At 67.1% G+C, this 18210-nt stretch carries 19 protein-coding genes; 13 read left to right on the top strand and 6 right to left on the bottom strand.

The window, feature by feature from the left end; genetic code table 11:
• Positions 1-99 precede the first annotated feature (99 nt).
• Both ACLFMY_RS00095 and ACLFMY_RS00090 read left to right on the top strand, forming a co-directional pair.
• Positions 100-957 (top strand): metallophosphoesterase, encoded by an 858-nt coding sequence (locus ACLFMY_RS00095; protein WP_410762473.1) that lies wholly within the window; start codon positions 100-102, stop codon positions 955-957.
• A 5-nt stretch (positions 958-962) separates the two neighbouring features.
• The gene (locus ACLFMY_RS00090) at positions 963-1142 is read left to right on the top strand and encodes a hypothetical protein (RefSeq protein WP_410762472.1); all 180 of its coding nucleotides are present in this window, start codon (positions 963-965) and stop codon (positions 1140-1142) included.
• 64 nt (positions 1143-1206) lie between these two features.
• On the opposite strand, the gene purH is transcribed toward ACLFMY_RS00090, so the two are convergent.
• Positions 1207-2769 (bottom strand): bifunctional phosphoribosylaminoimidazolecarboxamide formyltransferase/IMP cyclohydrolase, encoded by a 1563-nt coding sequence (gene purH / locus ACLFMY_RS00085; protein ID WP_410762471.1) that lies wholly within the window; start codon positions 2767-2769, stop codon positions 1207-1209.
• Between the two features lie 121 nt (positions 2770-2890).
• Positions 2891-3748 (bottom strand): NAD(P)-dependent oxidoreductase, encoded by an 858-nt coding sequence (locus ACLFMY_RS00080; protein WP_410762470.1) that lies wholly within the window; start codon positions 3746-3748, stop codon positions 2891-2893.
• Positions 3749-3986: 238 nt separating this feature from the next.
• Here ACLFMY_RS00080 and dgt point away from each other — a divergent pair, with 238 nt between their 5' ends.
• A complete protein-coding gene (gene dgt, locus ACLFMY_RS00075) occupies positions 3987-5423 on the top strand; it encodes a dGTP triphosphohydrolase (RefSeq protein ID WP_410762469.1) in 1437 nt (478 codons plus the stop codon).
• Positions 5424-5480: 57 nt separating this feature from the next.
• Positions 5481-6095: a 5'-deoxynucleotidase gene (gene yfbR, locus ACLFMY_RS00070; protein ID WP_410762468.1), complete on the top strand. Its 615-nt coding sequence runs from the start codon at positions 5481-5483 to the stop codon at positions 6093-6095.
• 14 nt (positions 6096-6109) lie between these two features.
• Here the strand turns inward: yfbR and ACLFMY_RS00065 are convergent, their stop codons facing one another.
• The 3 genes from ACLFMY_RS00065 to trxB are packed head-to-tail and all read right to left on the bottom strand — an operon-like array spanning position 6110 to position 8391.
• Entirely contained in the window at positions 6110-7015 is a 906-nt protein-coding gene (locus ACLFMY_RS00065) for a hypothetical protein (RefSeq protein WP_410762467.1), read from the bottom strand.
• Positions 7015-7374, bottom strand: a complete 360-nt coding sequence (locus ACLFMY_RS00060; RefSeq protein ID WP_410762466.1) for a hypothetical protein — start codon at positions 7372-7374, stop codon at positions 7015-7017. Before ACLFMY_RS00060 ends, ACLFMY_RS00065 begins: the two co-directional genes overlap by 1 nt.
• Before the next feature lie 57 nt (positions 7375-7431).
• A complete protein-coding gene (gene trxB / locus ACLFMY_RS00055) occupies positions 7432-8391 on the bottom strand; it encodes a thioredoxin-disulfide reductase (RefSeq protein ID WP_410762465.1) in 960 nt (319 codons plus the stop codon).
• Positions 8392-8602: 211 nt separating this feature from the next.
• Here trxB and hemH point away from each other — a divergent pair, with 211 nt between their 5' ends.
• The 9 genes from hemH (at position 8603) to ACLFMY_RS00010 (ending at position 17284) form a co-directional block, all read left to right on the top strand.
• The gene (hemH, locus tag ACLFMY_RS00050) at positions 8603-9715 is read left to right on the top strand and encodes a ferrochelatase (protein WP_410762464.1); all 1113 of its coding nucleotides are present in this window, start codon (positions 8603-8605) and stop codon (positions 9713-9715) included.
• A 1-nt stretch (position 9716) separates the two neighbouring features.
• Positions 9717-10493 (top strand): competence/damage-inducible protein A, encoded by a 777-nt coding sequence (locus ACLFMY_RS00045; RefSeq protein WP_410762463.1) that lies wholly within the window; start codon positions 9717-9719, stop codon positions 10491-10493.
• Positions 10494-10631: 138 nt separating this feature from the next.
• The gene (locus ACLFMY_RS00040; protein WP_410762462.1) at positions 10632-12038 is read left to right on the top strand and encodes a DegQ family serine endoprotease; all 1407 of its coding nucleotides are present in this window, start codon (positions 10632-10634) and stop codon (positions 12036-12038) included.
• Between the two features lie 191 nt (positions 12039-12229).
• A complete protein-coding gene (locus tag ACLFMY_RS00035) occupies positions 12230-12997 on the top strand; it encodes an exodeoxyribonuclease III (protein WP_410762461.1) in 768 nt (255 codons plus the stop codon).
• An 82-nt stretch (positions 12998-13079) separates the two neighbouring features.
• Positions 13080-13538 carry a glycine zipper 2TM domain-containing protein gene (locus ACLFMY_RS00030; protein WP_410762460.1) on the top strand — a complete coding sequence of 153 codons (459 nt, stop codon included), beginning with the start codon at positions 13080-13082 and terminating at the stop codon, positions 13536-13538.
• A gap of 29 nt (positions 13539-13567) precedes the next feature.
• On the top strand, positions 13568-14206 hold the full coding sequence (gmk, locus tag ACLFMY_RS00025) for a guanylate kinase (protein WP_410762459.1): 639 nt from the start codon (positions 13568-13570) through the stop codon (positions 14204-14206).
• A 133-nt stretch (positions 14207-14339) separates the two neighbouring features.
• Complete coding sequence (rpoZ, locus tag ACLFMY_RS00020) at positions 14340-14657, top strand: DNA-directed RNA polymerase subunit omega (RefSeq protein WP_410762458.1); 318 nt, start codon at positions 14340-14342, stop codon at positions 14655-14657.
• 25 nt (positions 14658-14682) lie between these two features.
• Positions 14683-16869: a RelA/SpoT family protein gene (locus tag ACLFMY_RS00015; protein WP_410762457.1), complete on the top strand. Its 2187-nt coding sequence runs from the start codon at positions 14683-14685 to the stop codon at positions 16867-16869.
• A 25-nt stretch (positions 16870-16894) separates the two neighbouring features.
• Complete coding sequence (locus ACLFMY_RS00010; RefSeq protein ID WP_410762456.1) at positions 16895-17284, top strand: RidA family protein; 390 nt, start codon at positions 16895-16897, stop codon at positions 17282-17284.
• Positions 17285-17365: 81 nt separating this feature from the next.
• Here ACLFMY_RS00010 and ACLFMY_RS00005 read toward each other — a convergent pair whose 3' ends face one another.
• Positions 17366-18091 carry a YdiY family protein gene (locus ACLFMY_RS00005; RefSeq protein ID WP_410762455.1) on the bottom strand — a complete coding sequence of 242 codons (726 nt, stop codon included), beginning with the start codon at positions 18089-18091 and terminating at the stop codon, positions 17366-17368.
• Positions 18092-18210 lie beyond the last annotated feature (119 nt).

Raw genomic sequence — 18210 nt, 5'->3', positions numbered from 1 at the left:
GCCGTTCGCCCTGCTGCCGATGGCCCCGGGACGATCCATCGACCGAACTGAACGCGCTCGCGGGACCTGATCCGGCGAGTGCAGGCGTTGTCTTGCATCATGACGTTATTTAAACAGCTGCTGAAAAATCCCCGGGGTCGGGATTTCATCGTGGGTGACCTGCACGGCAGTCGCCCATTGCTGGAAAAGATCCTGGAAAAGCACGAATTTTCCCCCGAGAACGATCGGGTGATCGCCGTGGGCGACTTGGTCGACTACGGCGAGGATTCGCTGGGCACGCTGCGCCTGCTCGGCGAGCCGTGGTTCTTTTCGGTGGCGGGCAACCACGAGCGCGTGCTCGCCAACCATCGGGTACCACTGGCCGAGCGCTGCCTGAGCGAACGGCAGCGGGGGGATCTGAAGGCCATGGGCGCCGGCTGGCTGCTGGAACCGTATGACAGGCTCAAGGACGACAAGTGGGACGACCTGATCACCGAGGTGATGAACCTGATCAGCCAGATGCCCCTGATGATCCAGGTAGGTAACGGGCCAGCGGCCGTGGGCGTGGTCCATGCCGAACTCCCGCTGTGGGACTGGGACCAGAACATCGCCCGGCTCGAGCGCGTCAAGAAACTGACCTACTGGGGCGGCGAGGCGGGCGATCCGCAGCTCGATACCCTGCTCTGGGGACGGTCACAGCTTGCCGAGGTGCTCGACGGTCGCCGGCTGGAACGCCATGTGCGCGGCATCGACTGGGTGATCGCCGGTCACACCATTGTCGATCAGCCGCTGCGCGCCGGCAACCGGCTCTGGATCGACAGCGGCGCCTGGGACGAGCGGCCCGGTCGGGGCCTGACACTGGTGGAAGTGGGCGACACCCTCGCGGTCAGCTCGCACTACCACGATCCCAGCGTCCGCACGCAGCGCTTCGTGCGGCGCGGTCACCATTTCCATTCGGTGATCGGCGCGACGGGTTGAACGCCATGCTGGATCTCGACGGACTCGACCATCACGAGTTGCGGGCACTGCTCGAGCAGGCGCGCGCGGAACTGGAGCGACGGGAGTCGGCGCCCGTCGACGAGGAGGTGGCCATCAAGTCACTGCAACTGGAACTCAAGCGGCACCGGCGGCGCCGCGACGAGCCGTTCGACCCCTTCGCCTGATCCTGGAACGAACGAGGCCCCTCACCAGGAGGGGCCTCGTTCGTTTGGGGCGACGCTCGCCGGCTCAGTGGCGGAAATGCCGCATGCCGGTGAACACCATGGCGATGCCGTGTTCGTCGGCCGCGTCGATCACTTCCTGGTCGCGCATCGAGCCGCCCGGCTGGATCACCGCCCGGATGCCCGCCTCGGCGGCGGCATCGATGCCGTCGCGGAACGGGAAGAAGGCGTCCGATGCCATGACCGACCCCTCCACCGGCAGGCTGGCATCGGCGGCCTTGATGCCGGCAATACGGGCCGAGTAGACGCGGCTCATCTGGCCGGCGCCCACGCCGATGGTCTGCTGGCCGCTGGCGTAGACGATGGCGTTGGACTTGACGAACTTGGCGACCTGCCAGGCGAACAGCAGGTCCTGGATCTCCGCCTCGTCGGGTGTGCGCTTGGTGACGATCTTCAGGTCGGTTTCGCCGATCACGCCGTGGTCGAAGTCCTGCACCAGCAACCCGCCGCCGATGCGCTTGAAGTCCATGCCCGGGGCCTGCTTGACCGACCAGTCGTCGATCGCCAGCGCCCGGACGTTGGGCTTGGCGGCCAGCTCGGAGGCCGCCTCGTTGCCGATCTCGGGGGCGATGATCACCTCGACGAACTGTCGCTCGACGATGGTCCGCGCCGTGTGGGCGTCCAGCGGCCGGTTGAAGGCGATGATGCCGCCGAAGGCCGAGGTCGGGTCGGTGGCGAACGCCCGGTCGTAGGCGGTGGTGATGTCCTCGCCGGTGGCCACGCCGCAGGGGTTGGCGTGCTTGACGATCACGCAGGCCGGCCGGTCGAACTGCTTGACGCACTCGAGCGCGGCATCGGCGTCGGCGAGGTTGTTGAAGGACAAGGGCTTGCCTTGCACGATCCGGGCGCGGGCGAGCGTGCCCGGGGCGGCGTCCGGTTCGACGTAGAAGGCCGCGTTCTGGTGCGGGTTCTCGCCGTAGCGCAGGTCCATCGACTTGTTCAGCGGCAGGTGCCAGGTCGGCGCGAAGGCGCTGTCCTCGAACTGGCGGCCGAGGTAGTCGGCGATCATGCCGTCGTACTGCGCGGTGTGGCTGAAGGCCGCCGAGGCGAGCCGCTGGCGCGTGGCCATGGAGATGCCCTCGCCGTTGATCTCCTCGAGCACCACCTCGTAGTCGGCCGGGTTGACCACGATCGCCACGTCGTTGTGGTTCTTGGCCGCCGCGCGGACCATCGCCGGGCCGCCGATGTCGATGTTCTCGATCGCCGTGGGCAGGTCGCAGTCCGGGTCGGCCACGGTGCGGGCGAAGGGGTAGAGATTGACCACCACGAGATCGATCGGGGTGATGCCGTGGGTGGCCATCACCTCGTCGTCCGTGCCCCGGCGGCCGAGAATGCCGCCGTGGATCAGCGGGTTGAGCGTCTTGACTCGCCCGGCCATGATCTCCGGGAAGCCGGTGACGTCGCTGACCTCGTGCACGGGCACGTCGTTCTCGCGCAGCAGGCGGGCGGTGCCACCCGTGGAGAGCAGCTCCACTCCGGCGGCGTGGAGACCCTGGGCCAGGCCCAGGATCCCGGTCTTGTCGGAGACGCTCAGCAGCGCACGGCGGGGCTTGACGGCATGATGGCTCATGAGATGTCCGGTTTCCTGCGATTGGTTCGATGGAAGCGGGCCGGACCGCCGAACGGTGCCGACCGGAAACCCGTCATTGTACCCGCTGGCAGGCGGCTTGTTGAGCGACTTCCCGGGTGGCTCAGTGCAGCGGGCGCTGGCGGACGATGCTCTCGTAGAGGGACGAGTAGTCGTGGGTGCCGTGGCCGGCGCAGACGCCTTCCTCGAGCACGTGCTGCAGCCCGATCAGCAGGTGGGTGTCAATGTCCTGGCCGGCCGCGCTGCGGGTGAACAGGCGGATGTCCTTGAGCAGGTGCTTCAAGGGGAAGTTGGCCTTGTCGAAGGAGTGATCCAGCATGTTGGCCAGTTTCTTGTCGAAGGTCGGCGCGTAGAGGGCCGACTCGCGCAGGGTGTCCATGAACTTGTCCACGTCCACCCCCTCGCGCTGCACCAGCCCGAGGCTCATCGAGAAGGCGGCGGTCAGCGAGCCGATCAGCTGGTTGAACGCCAGCTTGGCCGCCGCACCGCTGCGTATCTCGCCGAAGTGCGTCGGCGTGCCCAGTGCCCGCAGCAGGTCGTCGTGGCGGGCGACCAGGGCGTCGGGGCCGCCCAGCAGCAGTTGCAGCGTGCCGGTGGTCGCCTGCGGGATCGAGCCGAGCACCGGGGCTTCGAGATATTCCCCGCCCAGCGCCGAGACGCGCCGGGCCAGCGCGGAGGACTCTTCGGGGGCGATGGTCGAGCTGTTGATCACGACATGGCCGCGGACGCCCTCCTCTCCCAGCGACTCGATCACCTCGCGGCAGGCCGCCTCGTCGCTGACCATGAGCCACAGCGTCTCGGCGCGCCGTGCGAACTCGGGAAGCTCCGAGAGCGTCTCGACGCCATCGACCTCGCGGGGTGTCCGGTTGTAGCCCAGCACCGACCAGCCCGCCTCGGCCAGTCGACGCGCCATCGCCGCTCCCATCAGCCCCAGGCCGATGACTCCGATCGTCGTGTTCATGTTGTTTCGCCCTCGCTGGAATATCTATCGGTGTGACCGCCGCCCGTATCCCCGGGCCGGGTCGATCGATTGCGGCGGGTATAGGGTTGTGGTTCTCTATTCCGTATCGTTCCGGGCAGACCGCGTCTGCCGCCCCCGGTCGGGGTCCGGGAACCCCAGAAGGCTAGCAGAAGGGCCGGGCTATTTCCGGCGGTGGCCGAAGACCGCGAAGCAACCCCGAGACTCCCGCGAGGAAGACATGATTCAGGACCTGGACGAGCACTGGCGCCGCTGGCTGAACCCGGACCGCCGACGGCCCGGTAGCGGCAGGACGGCTCCGGGCGTGGGCAGCCAGCCGCGCACCGCCATCGAGCGCGACTACGACCGCGTGCTGTTTTCCACGCCCGTGCGGCGCATGGCCGACAAGACGCAGGTCTTTCCCCTCGACCGGTCGGACAGCGTCCGCACCCGGCTGACCCATTCTCACGAGGTGGCCAACCTGGCCCGGTCGGTGGGCATCGACCTGGTATTCAATCGCCGGGTCGCCGCCGGCCTGCCCGAAGCCCTGCGCGACGTGCCCGCCCTGCTGGCAACCATCGGGCTGGCCCACGACCTCGGCAACCCGCCGTTCGGCCACCAGGGCGAGGACGCGATCGCCCGCTGGTTCGCCATCAATCGCCACCAGGTGCTCGATGGCAGCGGCGACCTGACGCCGGCGATGAAGGAGGATTTCCTGCGCTTCGAGGGCAATGCCCAGACCCTGCGGTTGCTCACCAAGCTGCAGCTGATCAACGACGATTACGGTCTGAACCTGACCATGGCCACCCTCGCGGCGCTGGTGAAGTACCCCACCGCCAGCGATCGGCTGGATGCCTACCGGGTCACCCACAAGAAACACGGGTACTTTCAGTCCGAGTCGGCGCTGATGGAGGAGGTCTGGGCGGGCACGGGGCTGGTCGCCGGGCAGCGACATCCGCTGACCTGGATCATGGAGGCCTGCGACGACATCGCCTATTCGGTCCTCGATGCCGAGGACGCGGTCAAGAAGGGGCTGCTGTCGTTTTCCGATACCATCGCCTTCCTGCGCCACGAGGCGCCGGACGACCCGGTGGTCACCGCGGTCTGCGAGTCGGCGATGGCCGAGCACCGGGCCTACCGCCGCGAGCGGCTCTCCCCCGACGAGCTCAACGACATTTCCATGCAGACCTTCCGCATCCGCGCGATCGGGGCGCTGATGGAGGCGATCGGCGAGGTATTCATCGAGTCCCTGCCGGCCATGGCCGAGGGCCGGTTCGAGCGGGAACTGGTGGCCGCCTCGCGCGGCGGGCGCCTGCTGTCGGCGCTGAAGGCCTGCAACTGGCAGCACGCCTACCGCCACAAGTCCGTGCTGCGCGTGGAGCTGACCGGCCTGACGGTGATCCACGGGCTGATGGATGCCTTCTGGTACGCGATCACGGCGCGCAGCGACCCGGACGATCCGGCCAGTGAGCGCGCCACTCCGCTGGCCGGCTACATCTACCAGCGCATCTCCGAGAACTACCGCCGGGTGTTCGAGTCAGCGGACAACCCCATGCCGCTGCGCTACCGGGAGGCCCAGTTGCTGACCGACATGATCTCGGGGATGACCGACGGCTTCGCCGTGAGCCTCCACGAGGAATTCCGCGAGGTGGGCTTTTGCCCGACCACGCAGGCCTGACCGAGCCGCCCGCTCGAGACCGTTGACCGATTACCCGAAACGATTGCAGAGAGCCCGATGAGCGAATCCGATCAAAGCCCCGAGAAAAGTCACTTCTTCGCCTACCTCTCGCGGATGAAGTACATCTACCGCTGGGGGCTGATGCGCAATACCCGGAGCGAGAACGTCCAGGAACACAGCCTGCAGGTGGCGATGATCGCCCATGCCCTGGCGGTGATCGGCAACGAGCAGTTCGGCGAGACGAACGACGTGGGCCGAGTGGTCAGCGTGGCGCTCTATCACGACGCCTCGGAGATCATCACCGGCGATCTGCCCACGCCGGTGAAGTACTTCCGCGAGGACATCCGCGATTCCTACAAGGCGCTCGAGGCGCACGCCGAGCGCAAGATCGTCCGGCTGCTGCCCGAATCGCTGCGGGAATCGTTCGCCGAGGTGATCGAGAGCGCGCGCATCGAGCCGGAGGTGCTGCGGCTGGTCAAGGCGGCCGACTCGCTGTCGGCGTACCTCAAGTGCATCGAGGAGCGGGCCGCGGGCAACCAGGAGTTCCGGCGGGCCGAGGAGTTCCTGTACGGGAAACTCGAGGAAATGGAGGACCTACCCGCGGTGGGCTACTTCCGCGAGCGGTTCGTCGATGCCTTCGAACTGACCCTGGACGACCTCAGCCACGACTGACGCCCCGCCCGGCATCAGCCTGACGGCGGTGCCGACTCGGCCTCTTCCTCTTCTCTGTCGGCGGTCGCGTCCTCGGTCTCGTCGGTATAGAAGGTGCGCCGGCTGATCTGGCAGAAGGCCCCCTGGCGCTTGATGAAGTGGACCGAGCCGGCTACAACCAGACTGCCGATCACCAGCAGCAGCAGACTGCTCTGCACGTAGCCCAAGGTGACGATGGCCACGCCCAGCCAGCCGACGTGCCGTGCCTGGATGTGGACGAGATCCTCGTGGCGTTGCTGGAGTGCCGCGAGCGCCGCCCACTCGATGGCCAGCACGATCATCAGGATCAGCGGCGCGGTGGCGGCCTTCGGGTAGATCACCGCGATCGTCCCCAGGACCAGGATGATGGCCAGTACCGCCCACTGGGCCAGTTGCTGGTTGCGCGAGCCGCGTCGCTGGGCCTTGATGGAACCCTTGAGCCGCAGCCAGTGGATCAGACCCGCCACCGCGCTCCACACGCCGATGAAGATGCCGATCAGGGCCGTCAGCCTCAGGTCCCAGGCGCGGACGTAGAGGGTGGTCTGATCCCAGCCGATCAGCCCGAGCAGGGCCAGGGTCAGGCCGCTGCCGATCAGGACGATCGAGACGCCGCGCACCAGGTCGATCAGGCGGGTTTCCTGGTCGCGGCTGCCGGGGTACCAGGGCGCCGCTGCCACGCCGAATGCCAGCACGGCGATCACCAGCCACGCCTTCCAGCCCACGCCGTCCATCTGTCCGCTCACGGCCGGGAAGAGCACCCCGACGAGGACGATCAGCAGGGCGACGGGCAGGGCCCAGATCCAGAAACGCCGTCGCTCCGGGTGGGTCAGTGCCGACAGGGCGATCAGGACCAGACCCAGCGCGAACCAGCCGGCGTTGTCGATCAGCAGTCCGATACCCATCAGCCTTCCTCCCCTTGGGTGCCGCGGGCATGGCGCAGCGCCCGGGCCTGTTCATCCTCGTCGAGCAGTTCCTGCTCGTCGGGCTCGTCGTCGGGCTCGGACTGGACCTCCTGGCGCAGCAGCAGGAACGCGGTGGCCGCCGACTGGGCACCGAAGAACACCGCGATGGTGGAAAGCACCAGTTCCAGCGCACTCTGGGCGGAGAGCAGCGCACTCACGGCGGCGACCACCAGAAATCCGGCCAGGGTGGTGACGATCAGGATGCCCCGACCGCAGTGTTCACGTTCGGCGCGCAGCGCCCCGGTCAGCCCGAGTGCCAATGCCAGGATCACCACGTAGGCAGCGATGGTTGGGTCCATGTCGGTCCCCTTGTCTCGTGTCGGGTGGGCACGCCCGGCCGGGCGTGCCAAGCGGAATCAGCCGTCGAGCTTCTCGAGATAGGCCTTGGCGTCCAGCGCGGCCATGCAGCCCGTGCCGGCGGAGGTGATGGCCTGGCGGTAGACATGGTCCATCACGTCGCCCGCGGCGAAGACGCCGTCGACGGAGGTCGCCATCGCGTTGCCCTCGGTGCCGCTGTTGACCTTGATGTAGCCACCCTCCATGTCGAGCTGGCCCTCGAAGATGCCGGTGTTCGGCGAGTGGCCGATGGCGATGAACACGCCCTGGAGCTCGAGGTCGGTGGTCTCGCCGTCCTTGTCCTTGATCCGCAGGCCGTTGACGCCCATCTGGTCGCCGAGCACCTCGTCGACCTCGTGGTTCCAGTGGATCTCGACCGTGCCTTCCTCGGCCTTCTTCATCAGGCGGTCGATCAGGATGTCCTCGGCGCGGAAGCGGTCGCGGCGGTGGACGACGTGCACCTTCGAGGCGATGTTCGACAGGTACAGCGCCTCCTCGACGGCGGTGTTGCCGCCGCCGACCACGGCTACGGTCTGGTTCCGGTAGAAGAAGCCGTCGCAGGTGGCGCAGGCGGACACGCCCTTGCCGCGGAAGGCCTGTTCCGACTCGATCCCGAGATACTTCGCCGAGGCGCCGGTGGCGATGATCAGGGCATCGCAGGTATAGGTGGCCGAGTCACCCTGCAGGGTGAAGGGACGCTTGCCCAGGTCGGTGGTGTGGATGTGATCGATGATGATCTCGGTGTCGAACTTCTCGGCATGTGCCTTCATCCGCTCCATCAGCGCCGGACCGGTCAGGTCTTCCGGGTCGCCGGGCCAGTTCTCCACCTCGGTGGTGGTGGTCAGCTGCCCACCCATTTCCATCCCGGTGATCAGGACCGGATCCAGGTTGGCACGGGCCGCGTAGACGGCGGCACTGTAGCCGGCGGGTCCGGAACCCAGGATGAGCAGTTTGCTGTGGCGGGTGTTGTTTTCGGACATGCTGGCGAGAACTCCTTGAGTCTGCGATTGTACGTAACAGGTGGAAAGACGGTCGGGCATGACGAACTGCCGGTCGGCTCGGCAAGCGGTCGGGGCATTGCCTAAAATGCCCCGGGCCGTCGGTCGGCGTGGGTTTCCCGGGGAGCCTTCTCCGGCCGACGATCGTCTACCAGACTGTAGGATACTCGTCGAAAAATTTTGAGGCCATAAGATGAACTATCAAGGTGAACCGGATTACCGTCACGGCAGCCAGGAGCGACTGGGGGTCCTTCTCCTCAATCTGGGCACGCCCGACGCACCGGACACGCCGTCGCTGCGACGCTACCTGAAGCAGTTTCTTTCCGACCCGCGCGTGATCGAGCTGCCCAAGTGGAAGTGGTGGCCGATCCTGCACGGCGTCGTGCTGCGCACCCGCCCGGCGAAATCCGCCGAGGCCTACCGTTCGGTCTGGGATCACCACGGCGAGGGCTCGCCGCTGCTGACCATCGCCCGCCAGCAGCAGCAGGGCCTGCAGGAGCGGCTCTCCGAGCAGATGGCCGGCCCGGTGACCGTGGCGCTCGGGATGCGCTACGGCAACCCGTCGGTGGCCTCGGCCCTGCACGAGCTGCGCGAGGCCGGTGCCCGTCGCGTAGTGGTGCTGCCGCTCTACCCGCAGTACGCCGGGGCGACCACCGCCTCGACGCTGGACGCGGTGTTCGACGAGTTCATGCACTGGCGCTGGGTGCCGGAGCTGCGCACCATCAACCAGTACCACCGCGACCCGGGCTACCTCGACGCGCTCGCGGCGAGCATCCAGGAGCACATCGACGAGCACGGCAAGCCGGACAAGCTGATCATGAGCTACCACGGCGAGCCCAAGCGCTACCTGCTCAACGGTGACCCGTATCACTGCCAGTGCTACGTCACCTCGCGTCTGGTTGCCGAGCGCCTGGGGCTGTCCGAGGACGACTACATGGTCACCTTCCAGTCGCGCTTCGGTCCCGAGGAGTGGCTCAAGCCCTACACCGACGAAACGCTCAAGGCCCTGCCCGGCCAGGGGGTCAAGCACGTCGCCGTGGTCTGCCCGGGCTTCTCCGCCGACTGCCTCGAGACCATCGAGGAGATCGGCGACGAGAACCGCGAGTACTTCGAGGAGGCCGGTGGCGAGACCTATCACTACATCCCGGCGCTCAACGATCGCGACGACCACCTCGACGGCCTGGCCCGCCTGGTCCGCCAGCACACCCAGGGCTGGGTGGAGCATTCGGACTTCGACGCGGTCGAGGATCAGCGCGAGCGCGAACGCGTGCACCACAATGCGCTGAAGATCGGCGCGAAGCGGTGAGATGAGCGCGTCGCATTCCAGCGGGCCGCTTGCCGGCATCGGGGTGCTGGTCATCGGCGACGAGATCCTTTCGGGGCGTCGTCGCGACCGTCACCTGCAGGCGGTGATCGACCGCCTGGCCCCACGCGGGCTGGTCCCGTCCTGGGCGCAGTTCCTGCCGGACCGGGAGGAGACCATCGTCGACCTGCTCCGGCGCAGCCGTCGGGACGGGGCGACGGTGTTCTGCTTCGGCGGCATCGGTGCCACCCCGGATGACCTGACCCGGGACTGTGCCGCCCGTGCCTTCGACCGCCCCCTGGTGCGCCATCCGGGGGCGGTCGAACTGATCGAGGGCAAGTTCGGCGAGGCGGCCTACCCGAAGCGGATCCTGATGGCCGACCTGCCCGAGGGGGCCGAGCTGATTCCCAATGCGTTCAATCGCGTGCCCGGCTTCTCGGTGGAAGGGCATTTCTTCATGCCCGGGTTTCCGGAGATGGCGCATGCCATGCTTGACTGGATTCTCGACCATCCGCTCGCCGACCTCGGGGACGCGGACTATGCCGAGCGATCCCTGTGGCTGGCGGACACCCCGGAGAGCGAGCTGATCGACCTGATGGACTTCCTGTGCATCGAGCATCCCCGGCTGCGTCTGTTCAGTCTGCCCGTGCTCGGTGGCAGTCGCCGACTGCTGGAACTGGGCCTGAAGGGGGATCGCGCCGAAGTCGACCGGGTGATCGGCTGGCTGACCGGCGAACTGTCCGGGCGCGGCTTCGAGGTGTATCCGGAGCGCCCGCAATGACGGCCTGACGTGCCTGCGGGGGTTGAACTTCCGCGGCGCGTCTTTATCTCATTTTTCTGGGATCCCCAGGGTGATGTCACCGGGTTCAGGTGGCGCGGATTCCACAACCCCAATCGTCTTCCGAGAGGAGAGCTGTCGATGATCGATACAGTGGTTGCCAGGATTGCCCGACCCCTTGGGTACGCGACGGCCCTGCTGATGGCGGCGTTCGTCTGGGCGCTGGCCGTGAGTCCGGCCGAGGCGAAGTACCCGGATTTCGTCGAGCTGTCGAAGGAGAACGCGCCCGCGGTGGTGAACATCAACACGGTCACCAAGGGGCGGGCCTCCGGTCCGTCGGTGCCGATGATGCCCGACCTGCCGCCCGGCCCGCTGGGAGACATGTTCCGCGACTTCTTCGAGCAGATGCCGCAGAACCCCCAGCAGCGGTCGCATCCGGCGCAGTCGCTGGGATCGGGCTTCATCATCAGCGAGGACGGCTACATCCTGACCAATGCCCACGTGGTCGGTCAGGCCGACGAGATCAGTGTGCGTCTCAGCGACCAGAAGGAGTACGAGGCCGAACTGGTCGGCGAGGACGAGCGCACCGACATCGCGCTGCTCAAGATCGATGCCGAGGGCCTGCCGACCGTGGATATCGGTGATTCGGACGACGTGGAAGTGGGCGAATGGGTGCTGGCCATCGGCGCACCCTTCGGGCTGGACCATTCGGCCACCCACGGCATCGTGTCCGCGATGGGGCGCGACCTCCCGAACGAGAGCTACGTGCCCTTCATCCAGACCGATGCACCGGTCAACCCGGGCAATTCCGGCGGGCCGCTGATCAACGCCGACGGCGAGGTGATCGGGGTCAATTCGCAGATCTACACCAGTTCCGGCGGCTACATGGGCATCTCGTTCGCCATTCCGGTGAATGTCGCCATGAACGTCGCCGAACAGCTCAAGGACAAGGGGCAGGTGACGCGCGGCTATCTCGGCGTGATGATCCAGCCGGTCACCGAAGAACTGGCCCGGTCCTTCGGCCTGGACGACACCCGCGGGGCGCTGGTGGCCCAGGTCCAGCCGGACACGCCGGCGGAGAAGGCGGGCATCGAATCGGGCGACCTCATCATCGAGTTCAACGGCAAGGCCGTGAAGCGTTCCGGGCAGCTGCCGATGCTGGTGGGCGATGCCCCCGTGGGCGAGCCGGCGACGGTGACCATCATCCGTGAGGGCGAGGAGAAGGAAATCGAGGTGGTGCCGGAGGAGCTGGATGACACGGCCGGCACTCGCCCATCCCAGCTGGGACTCTCCGTCGAGCCACTGGAGAAGGCCGACCTGGCGCGGATGGGCGTGCGCTACGGACTCGCGGTCGACCAGGTCGACGAGGGCTCGCCGTTCGCCGGGGCCATCGAGGCGGGCGACGTGCTGCTGGAAGTGAACCGGCGGCCCATGCGCAATCCCGCCGATCTTGCCGAGGCGCTGGAGGCCGCGCCGGCCGATCGCCCGGTCGCCGTGCGGCTGCTGCGTCGCGGCCGGCCGCTGTTCCTCGCCGTCGACCTGGACTGAGAATCACGCGTCGCGGAAGGAACTTTTAGCCGGCTAACCAATCTCAACAAGTGGCTCCTCAAGGAAGAACCACTGACCCCGACGCCCGTCGGGGTTTTTTTTGCAGATGCAAGGGTGGCAACGGCGCCGACGGGTGCCCGGCACTCGTGGCAGAGGTTCCCTTGGTAGAATTCACCCATTTGGACGAACGCATGCGGGTAATCAGTTTCAACGCCAACGGCATCCGCGCGGCGGCGCGCAAGGGGTTCTTCGACTGGCTGGCCACGGCCGACGCGGACCTCGTCTGCATCCAGGAGACCAAGGCGCAGGCCTGGCAGCTGGAGAAGGACCCGACCTTCTGGCCGGAGGGTTACCACTGCCGCTACGTCGACGCCGAGCGCAAGGGCTACAGCGGCGTGGCGATCTACAGTCGCCACGAGCCGCGGTCGGTTACCACGGAGATGGGGCTGGCGGAGTTCGACGCCGAGGGTCGCTACTGCGCCTTCGATCTCGGTGACCTCACCGTGGCCTCGCTCTACCTGCCGTCGGGTTCCGCCGGCGATCACCGCCAGGCCTCCAAGGACCGATTTCTCGAGGCCTTCCTGCCCCAGTTGCAGACATTCCGCGAGCAGGGACGCTCGCTGATTCTCTGCGGGGACTGGAATATCGCCCACCGCGAGATCGACCTGAAGAACTGGCGAGCCAACCGCAAGAACTCGGGCTTCCTGCCGCACGAACGGGCCTGGCTGGATCGGGTGTTCGACGACCTCGGCTTCGTCGATGCCCACCGGACCCTGAAGCCCGAGGAAGCCGAGTACACCTGGTGGTCGAATCGCGCCAATGCCTGGGCGAACAACGTCGGCTGGCGGATCGACTACCAGATCGTGACCCCCGACCTGAGCGACCGCCTGGCCGAGGTGCAGGTCTACCGCGAGGAGAAGTTCTCCGACCACGCCCCCCTGATCATCGACTACCGCTGAATCGTGGCCGGGAACCCTCGGGCGACGGCGCTATCTGACTTATACTTGTGCTTACAGGCCGTTGCCAGAAGGAGGTACCGCCATGAATCGTCTATTCCTCGCCGTCATTGCCCTGGGTGGTGCCGTGTTCCTGGCCGGCTGCGCGAGCAGCATGTCCAGCGGCGCCTACTCGCGGGATACCGCCCGCCAGATGCAGACGGTCTACTACGGCACGGTCCAGGATGTACGCACGGTTCAGATCGAGGGTACCAAGACGCCGATCGGCACGGGTGCCGGCGCGGTCAGCGGTGGCATACTCGGCAGCCAGGTGGGTGGTGGCACCGGCCGGTCGCTGGCGACCGTCGGCGGCGTGGTCCTCGGTGGCCTGGCCGGCTCGGCGGCCGAAGAAGGCATCACCCGTCAGACGGGCTACGAGATCACCGTCCGCCTGGACAACGGCCGCACGGTCAGCGTGGTGCAGGCCGCGGACATCGCCTTCTCCCCGGGCGAGCGGGTGCGGGTGGTCGAGGCGCGTGACGGCACGACCCGGGTGACCCGCTGATTCGGGAACGCTAGGAGATGGGAGGCAAGATGACGGCAACGCCGAGTGGACAACTTTTCGTGATTTCCGCGCCCTCCGGGGCGGGCAAGACCAGCCTGATCAAGGCGCTGCGCGAGCGGCGCCCGGAACTGGCCCTGTCGGTGTCCCACACCACTCGGCCCCGGCGCGACGGCGAGGTCAACGGCGAGCATTACCACTTCGTCGACATCTCCCAGTTCGAGGTGATGCTGGCGCAGGAGGCGTTCGTCGAACATGCCAAGGTCTTCGACAACTACTACGGCACCAGCAAGGCGGCGATCACCGAGGAGCTTGAGCGCGGCCGCGACCTGATCCTCGAGATCGACTGGCAGGGTGCCGCCCAGGTCAAGAAACTGTTTCCCGAGGCGATCTTCGCCTTCATCCTGCCGCCGAGCAGCGCCGCGCTGGAGGCTCGCCTCCGCGGTCGCGGCCAGGACGACGACGAGGTGATCGAGCGCCGCCTGGCCGAGGCGCGCCGCGAGATGGCCGAGTGCGGCTGGTACGACTACCTCGTCATCAACGACGACTTCGACCAGGCCCTGAACGAGCTCGAGGCGATCTTCGTCGCCGCCTCCCTGGAGACCGATCGCCAGCGGCAAAGACATCCCGAACTGCTCGCCGATTTGCTGGGTGAGCCCGCCACGCCGTAAACTGTCGGATATTCGGCGCTTTTTTCCACTCGAGAGCGACCGACCGGACGACATCCGATTCGAGCACGGCCCGACCGTCCCGCGTGGATCGTCGGGCCGTCCCCGCTGATTTGACTACCGAGGTTCACTACTGATGGCACGCGTAACCGTAGAAGACTGCCTGGCCCGTATCCCCAACCGCTTCGAACTGGTACTGACCGCGGCCAAGCGGGCACGCCAGATCGAGCACGGCGCGGAGCCGCTGGTGCCGATGGGCAAGGAAAAGCCGGTGGTCATCGCCCTGCGGGAATTGGGCGATGGCAAGATCGACCGCCAGCGCATCGACGAGATCGAGAACCAGATCACCCTGTCGCGTTCCGAGATCACCGAGGCCGAGATCCGGGCCGAGCTGGCGCAGTTTGCCGACGAGAGCGGCGCCCCGTCGGCCTCGGCCAGCCGCGAGGAAGCCTGAGCCGAGGGGCCGGGTCGCCGCGGGGATGACGGACCAGCAGACGGCAGCCGAACCGGGTCGGGTCGGGAGTGAGACCGACCTGACGGACGAGTTCTTCGCCCCGCTGGCGGACCACTTGGCCGAGTACATCGAGCCCGAGGGCATCGCCCACATCCGGACCGCCTTCGAGTTCGGTGCCCGGGCCCACGCCGGCCAGACCCGCAAGAGCGGCGAACCCTACATCAGCCACCCGATCGCGGTGGCGCACATCCTCGCCGACCTGCGCATGGACGAGGCCACCGTGGTCGCGGCCATCCTGCACGACGTCATCGAGGACACGGACATCGTCCACGACGAGATCGTCGAGGAGTTCGGCGAGGAAATCGCGCATCTCGTCGACGGTGTCTCCAAGCTCGACCAGATCCGCTTCAAGTCCAGGGCCGAGGCGCAGGCGGCCAACTTCCGCAAGATGATGATGGCGATGATCGAGGATGTCCGCGTCATCCTGATCAAGCTCGCCGATCGCCTGCACAACATGCGCACGCTGGGTGTCATGCGCCCGGACAAGCGACGGCGCATCGCGCGCGAGACGCTGGACATCTACACGCCGATCGCCAACCGGCTCGGCCTGAACGCCATCCGCCACGAACTCGAGGACCTCGGCTTCGCCGCCCTCTATCCGTTGCGCCATCGCATCCTGAGTGAGGCGGTGCGCCGGGCACGCGGCAACCGCAAGGAGATCGTCGCCGGCATCCAGGAGCGCTTCGAGCAGCGCTTCGAGCACGAGAACCTGGCCGCGGACACCTTGGCGCGCGAGAAGCGCCCTTATTCCATCTATCGCAAGATGAAGAGCAAGCACCTTTCCTTCAAGGAGGTGTTCGACGTCTTCGCGGTACGGGTGCTGGTCGATTCCGTCGACGACTGCTACCGGGCGGTTGGCATCGTTCATAACCTCTACAAGCCGCTTCCCGGGCGCTTCAAGGACTACATCGCCATCCCGAAGGCGAACGGCTACCAGTCGCTGCACACCATCCTGTTCGGCCCGCATGGCATACCGCTGGAGGTGCAGATCCGCACCCACGAGATGGACCAGTTCGCCGAATCGGGTATCGCCGCCCACTGGCTGTACAAGGCCCAGGGCGATCAGGGCTCGGTCACGCAGACCCGGGCGCGCGAATGGCTGCGCGACCTGCTGGAAATCCAGCAGAAGGCGGGCAACCCGCAGGAGTTCCTCGAGTCGGTCAAGGTCGACCTGTTCCCCGACGAGGTCTACGTCTTCACGCCCATGGGCGAGATCATCGAGCTGCCGCGCCGGGCCACGGCGGTGGATTTTGCCTACGCGATCCACACCGACGTGGGCAACACCTGCGTGGGTTGCAAGATCGACCGCCGCTTCGCCCCGCTGTCCACCCCGCTGGAATCCGGCCAGACCGTCGAGGTGATCACCGCCCCGGGCGCGGCGCCCAACCCGAGCTGGCTCTCGTTCGTTGTCACCGCGCGGGCCCGGGCGAGCATCCGCGCCCACCTCAAGAACCTTCAGGATGTCGAGGCGATACGGCTGGGGCATCGCCTGCTCACCAAGGCCATGCTCGCCGAGGGCTGCGATATCGAGGAACTCGACGAGGCGCGCATCGACACGATCCTGCGCGAGTACCACCAGGAGAGCTTCAACGACCTGCTGCGCGAGATCGGCCTGGGCAACCGCATGGCCCCGCTGGTGGTGCGGCTGCTGAAGGTCGAGGCGGGCAAGCTCGATCCGGACGAGGTCCGGTGGGGCGAGGACGAGCGCCAGCAGGCCCCGGTGATCATCAGCGGCACCGAGGGCCTGGTGGTCAGCTTCGCCAAGTGCTGCCACCCCGTGCCGGGTGACGCGGTGGTGGGGTTTTTGTCCACCGGGCGCGGTATCGTCGTGCACCGGCAGGGCTGTCCCAATGCCAGTGACGCCGGCGAACACCCCGAGCGCTGGCTGGCCGTGGATTGGGACGCGCAGCCCACGGGCGAATACCAGTCCCAGATCAGCATCCAGGCGAACAACGTGCGCGGGGGGCTGGCCCGGATCGCCGCGGCGGTGTCGGATGCCGGCTCGGACATCGACGACGTGCGCTTCGACGACCGCGACGTCAATCTCACCATCATCGACATCACCGTGCGCGTGACCGACCGGACACACCTGGCGCGCGTCATGCGATCGATCAAGCGCCTGCGGGACGTGAATCGCGTCACACGCCACTGAACCAAACCGTATTCCAGGAGCGCCCATGAGCCGACGTGAAATCATCCACACCGACGACGCCCCCGCCGCCATCGGCCCCTACTCGCAGGCCGTGCGGGTCGGCGACACCGTCTACCTCTCGGGGCAGATCGCCCTCGATCCGGCGACCATGACACTCGTCGAGGGCGGCATCGAGGCGCAGACGCGGCGCGTGTTCGACAACCTCACCGCTGTCTGCCGGGCCGCCGGGGGCGATCTCGCCGACGTGGTCAAGCTGCAGGTGTACCTGCCGGACCTGGCCCACTTCGAGAAGGTCAACGCGGTGATGAAGGAGTACCTCGCCGAGCCCTATCCCGCCCGCGCGGCCCTGGGCGTGCGTGCCCTGCCCAAGGGCGCCGAGGTGGAGATCGACGGGGTGATGGTCCTGCCGGGCTGATCGTCCCCGCCCGCGACCAGGAAAGGCCCGGTGGCGATTGCCGACCGGGCCTTTTTGCGTCTCGGGGCACCGGGCACCGCGTTACTGGAAGTCGTAGACCAGGTTCACCGAGGTGTAGGTGTCGGTGTTTTCCGTGTCGGCCGGCACGTCGGTGTTGTGCTGCACGGTGTAGGCCAGCTTCATGGCCAGGGTGTCGGTGATCGAGGCGCTGACCCCCGTGATCGATTCGATCTCGGTGTTGTCGGAACCGGAGAGCACGGTGACGTCCTGGTTGAAGCGGGCGTTGTCCGACAGCCGGTACTCGAAGCCACTGCTCAGTCGCGCGATCGCGTTGGTCTCGCGCACGTTGTCGTTGGTCTCGGCGACCCGGACACCCGGGCCGATCTCGGCATCCCAGTAGCCCTTCTCGGAAACCCAGATCTTCCGACCGTAGCCCGCCGCCGCGCTGGCCTGGTAGTCGTAGCCGGAGAACTCGTCGTAGGTGCCGCGCAGCACGCCGAAGAGGTAGTCCCGGTCGCTCAGGGCGTAGTTGGTCTCGTGCTCGCCCAGCACGCGGCTGGCCGTCTCCTCGCCGTCCTCGTCCGCCTGGTAGGCCTCGAGACGGAACTTGTTCTCCCAGGGAATGGCCTCGTGCTTGAGGCGCAGCTTGCCGTTGAGGCTGGAGGTGTCGCTGTTGCCGGTGGTCATGGCCGCGCCGAACTCGGCCGAGCCGCTCCAGGGTCCGTCGGCTTCCTCCGCCAGGGCGGAGCCGACGACCAGTGGCGCGGCCACCAGCGGGATGACGGCATGAAGGTGTCTCGCTTGCATGATTGAACTCCGGGATGAGCGTGAAACGGTCACGGCCGCCCGCTCGACGGGCGACTCGCCAGGCCAGAGCGGTATGGCATCCGTACAGAGGTTCCCTGGTCATCGATCGCCAGGAAGCA

Origin of the sequence: Guyparkeria sp. (assembly GCF_046545975.1) — a bacterium.
Classification (GTDB): Bacteria; Pseudomonadota; Gammaproteobacteria; order Halothiobacillales; family Halothiobacillaceae; genus Guyparkeria.
This window is presented reverse-complemented; position numbering and strand designations above follow the sequence as displayed.